The 4,401-nt window shown below is 69.1% G+C and carries 4 protein-coding genes; 2 read left to right on the forward strand and 2 right to left on the reverse strand.

Features of this window, described 5'->3' with window-relative positions; genetic code table 11:
* A partial coding sequence (locus VFB40_RS03605) for a HAMP domain-containing protein (RefSeq protein ID WP_324847821.1) occupies positions 1–993 on the reverse strand: 993 nt, incomplete at its 3' end.
* Entirely contained in the window at positions 990–1,676 is a 687-nt protein-coding gene (locus VFB40_RS03610; RefSeq protein ID WP_324847822.1) for a response regulator transcription factor, read from the reverse strand. The genes VFB40_RS03605 and VFB40_RS03610, both read right to left, overlap by 4 nt.
* Before the next feature lie 307 nt (positions 1,677–1,983).
* On the opposite strand from VFB40_RS03610, the gene VFB40_RS03615 reads away from it, so the two are divergent.
* Positions 1,984–3,615 carry a DUF4192 domain-containing protein gene (locus tag VFB40_RS03615; protein WP_324847823.1) on the forward strand — a complete coding sequence of 544 codons (1,632 nt, stop codon included), beginning with the start codon at positions 1,984–1,986 and terminating at the stop codon, positions 3,613–3,615.
* Between the two features lie 66 nt (positions 3,616–3,681).
* Positions 3,682–4,401: NUDIX hydrolase (locus VFB40_RS03620; RefSeq protein WP_324847824.1), on the forward strand; the 720-nt coding region annotated here is incomplete at its 3' end.

Consider the following 4,401-nt stretch of genomic DNA (forward strand, 5'->3'; position numbering starts at 1 on the left):
GCGCACGTCGTTCATGAGGTCGATCCGGTCCTGCGCGGAGAGCCGCGGGTTGTCCGGCTCGGCCATGGCTTGCGCGAGCAGGTCGAGGTTGGTGCGGATGGACGTCAGCGGCGTGCGCAACTCGTGCCCCGCGTCCGCGACGAGGCGGCGCTGGTAATCCTGCGAGCGGGCGAGGGCGGTAAGCATCGTGTTGAAGCTGGTCGTCAGGCGGGCGAGGTCATCGTCGCCGGTGACTTCGATGCGCCGCAGATCGCCCGTTTGGGCGATGTATTCGGTGGCCAGGGTCAGCCTCTGCACGGGCCGAAGGGCGGCCCGGCCGAGGAAGAATCCGGCTGTTCCAGCGATGGCGATGCCGGCCAAGCCGACGAGGAGTGAAACGAGCCCGAGCGTGTGCAGCGTTGCCTGCGTGGGAGCCATCGACTCGGCGAGGACCAACGCCGCGCCGCTGTTTCGACCGCCCAAGGGCAACGAGGTCACGCGGTACGTGATGCCGCCTTCCTGTACCGTCCGTGTGCACCGCTCCAGATAGCCCGACGCCACGTCAAACTCCGGCTGCCCGAAGGGCGCCGCCGGATGAATGCTGATGGTCTGCCCGTGCATCAAGATTGGGACAGTCGGCGGTTCCACGGGGTTCTGGCCAGGAAGAATGATCGTTTCCTGCAGGCCGAGCGAGTGCAGCAGTTCGGCGCCCTCAGTGCTGGTCGCGAGGACGTTCGGGTTCGCCAGATCCGACGCCTCGACGAAGATCGCGCGTTGGAACAGGTCGTCGTCAAAGCGGTTGGAGATCTCGTTGCGCACGACGACGTAGCTGACTATCGACGCAATGGTGAGCGTGACGCCAACCGTGACCATGACCAGCAGGGACACTCGGGCGCGCAACGGCATGCGATGCAGCGCTTCGCGCATGGATCGCGCGTTCCACCAGGCCGGCGCCCTGAGTGCCCACTTCCGCTCCTGCTGCTGCTCCGGCTTGTCTTGCGCAGCCGTCGTCACGGCGCTGTCTCCCGCAGTGCGTAGCCGATACCGCGCACGGTGTGGATCAGCCGGGGCTCACCTTCCGCCTCGGTCTTGCGGCGCAGGTAGCCGACGTAGACCTCAAGGGAGTTGGCGGTGGTCGGGAAGTCGAAGCCCCACACCTCTTCGAGGATCTGAGCGCGCGTCAGCACCTGCCGGGGGTGACGCATGAGCAGTTCCAGCAGGTTGAATTCAGTACGCGTCAGGCGCACGGTGCGATCACCGCGGGTTACTTCTCGTGCGGCGCTGTCCAGCGACAGGTCGGCGAAGGTGAGGATGTCCTGGCCCGGGCTGTAGGCGGACTGGGTACGGCGCAGCAGCGCGCGCAACCGCGCCAACAACTCCTCCAGCGCGAACGGCTTCGGCAGGTAGTCGTCGGCGCCCGCATCCAGGCCCGCGACCCGATCGGAGACGGCGTCGCGCGCGGTCAACACGAGAATCGGCAGGTCCTCGCCCGCGGATCGCAGCCGGCGGCACGCCTCCAGGCCGTCCAGCCTCGGCATCATCACGTCGAGCACCGCCGCGTCCGGCCGGTTGCGCGCGATCGCCTCGAGGGCGGCGAGCCCATCCGTGGCCACGTCCACGTCGTATCCGTTGAACGCCAGCGAGCGGCGCAACGAGTCGCGCACCGCTTGGTCGTCGTCAACCACCAGAATCCGCATGCCCGAAGTGTTACCCCACGCGCTGAGAAGGTCCTGAGACGCGCCGAAAGCCTCGCCAACAAGCCGCCTCGGAACCCGTCCGATCCTCCTGATTTCGTACAACTACGTCCCAGGCTAATCGATGGTCGGATTATCAACTGCGCTGTTCAGGCGATGGTCTTTGTCCACAAGGGGCAGTTGTCCACAGGTGCCCGGAAATCTTCCCCACAGCGCTTGCAAACCGGTGATCTTTGATTCAGGGCGGCTGCGGCAAGCACCGTCCGATCCGCCGGTCGGCGGCGGAGACGATGCGAGGGAGGCAGGGCTGATGAGCATGACGACGGCTACCGCGGCGGGCGGCGTGTGTTGCGGCGGGCGGGAGTGTCCCGAACCGGACTGTGCGGGAGCGCAGATCTTGGAGCCACAGGCGGACCGCTTCAACGGAATCCATCTCACCGCGGGCAGTGAGGACGAGGCGGAGGCACTGGCCGCGCAGTTGGAGGGCGGACTGCCGGGCGCGGTACGGCTGGGCTCCCCGGCGGAAGTGGCAGCGGCCATCCCGCACTTCTTCGGTTTCCATCCCGATTCGAGCATCGTGATGCTCGGGCTCGCCAGATCGCGGCACGACTGCCGGGCCGGGATCAGCCACGGGCTGCGGGTAGACCTTTCGTCGGTGGCGCACGGTCCGGCCGCCTTCGGTCGCTGGGCGGCCGGGCGGCTGGTGGAGGCCGGGGCGAACGAGGCGCTGTGCGTGATCTACCCGCCGGAGGGTGGCCCGGCGCGGATGGCGGACTACCGGCGGCTAGTGGCTGGAATGTGCACGCCGCTGCGGCTGGCCGGTGTGCCGCCGCTTGACGTGCTGTTCGTTGCGGACGGCCGTTGGTGGTCGTTCCTGTGCGACAGCCCGACGTGCTGTCCTCCCGAGGGCTCGCCGGTGGAGAGCGGGGCCAGCGCTATCGCCGCGCTCAGTGCCTATTCGGGACTGGCGGTGCTGCCGAACCGCGCAGCTCTCGCAGCGAGCCTTGAGCCGTATGGCGGCGACATGGTCGAGCGGATGCGGGCCGCGTGCGATGACGCACTCAGCCGCATCGCCGCCGAGCACTTCGCGGCCGAGGCGGCCGGCGATTGCGTGGCCCGACCGGAAGCCGCGTTCCGATCCGGTGCGGCCTGCTTCCCGGATGGCGGCCTCGGCGACGGCACCGGCATCCCGTTCTATCCCGCGCTTGAGCCGGCCCTGGTGATCGGCGCCAGCACACCGCAGGGCGCCGTGGACTGTGCACCCGAATCCGACGAGTGTGCAGCCCGCGAATGCGTAAGCCCCGAAGAGGAGTCGGAAGGAATCTTCTGCGACGCAACTGATACGCCGCTCGATGCCTCAACCTCCGACGAGGCGATCGCCTCACCTGAGCCACCCACGCCTGAGGCGTCCCAGCGTCGTCGGACACCGACACCGAGCCGGATTCTCGACTTCGACTGGGACGACGTGACACGCGCCTGGCAGCTCGCCGACAGCCTCTGCGACGGTCAGGTGCCGCCGGATCGGGCCATGACCGACGAGACCGCGGGCGCGCTGCTCGTCGCCTTGACGGACGTGCGGGTGCGCGACTACCTGGCGACCTGGTGCGGTGATGATCGGGCCGGACAGGCGGTCGCGCTCAGCGTGGAGCTGGCTCGGCGCGCGGTCACGGCGGAGCAAGCGGCGGCTGCCTACTCGATCGCGGCGTGGGCCGCCTGGGCGCTGGGCTGGGGAGCGTGGAGCCGGCTTTGCCTAGAGCGGGCGGCGAACGCGGTGCCTGGTTATGCACTCGCGGGGCTGATCAAGCAGGGTCTGGAGCGGGGTGTCGGCCCGGAATTGGTTCGCGAGGCGGCTCAAGGCACCGCGCGTCGGCTCGACGAGATGCACGCCGAGCACTACGCGGCGCAGGAGCGGGAGTCCGGCCGACTGCACAGGGGGCGCTGAGCCGATGGCGCGTAAGAACCTTTCATCGCTGGTTATCGTCATTCGGACGATATATGATGCCCGCTCATGGCGACGTCGCAGAGTCCGGCAGGCTACAACCCCCGTGACTGGCCGCCGTTCGCGGTTACCGTGGACCTGGTTGTCCTCACGGTTCGGGACGGCGCTCTCTCGGCACTGGTCGTTCGCCGCGGCGAGCAGCCTTTTGCGGGCTGTCTGGCGCTGCCGGGCGGCTTCGTTCGAGAGTCTGAATCCCTTGGCCGTGCCGCCGGACGGGAGCTCGCGGAGGAGACGGGCCTGGCGGAACTGCCGGTGCATCTCGAACAGCTCGCCACCTACGGGGAGGTGGACCGGGATCCCCGCATGCGGGTCATCTCGGTCGCCTATCTGGCGCTCGCCCCCGATCTGCCGACGCCTCGCGCGGGCGGCGACGTGGTCGCCGCGGCCTGGACGCCGGTCGCCTCGCTCCTGCCCGAGCTCTTCCCGGGCCACGCGGGTGCGGGTCCTGCCGGTGCGACGCTGGCCTTCGACCACGCGAAGATCCTGGCCGACGGCGTGGAGCGAGCCCGCGCGAAGCTCGAGTACTCCCCGCTCGCCGCCGCGTTCTGCCCGGCCGAGTTCACCGTCGGCGAATTGCGCCGCGTCTACGAGGCCGTGTGGGGAGTGGCGCTCGACCCGCGCAACTTCCACCGCAAGGTGACCGGCACACCCGGCTTCCTCGTCCCCACGGGCGGTACCACGACCCGCCAGGGCGGCCGTCCCGCACAGCTCTTCCGCGCGGGCGGCGCC

It is taken from the genome of Actinocrinis sp. (assembly GCF_035650855.1).
Lineage (GTDB): Bacteria > Actinomycetota > Actinomycetes > Streptomycetales > Catenulisporaceae > Actinocrinis.

Bases quoted from the DNA above. Each gene is read 5' to 3' on its own strand.
- VFB40_RS03610 (WP_324847822.1), bottom strand. From the start codon at position 1,676: ATGCGGATTCTGGTGGTTGACGACGACCAAGCGGTGCGCGACTCGTTG.
- VFB40_RS03615 (WP_324847823.1), top strand. From the start codon at position 1,984: ATGAGCATGACGACGGCTACCGCGGCGGGCGGCGTGTGTTGCGGCGGG.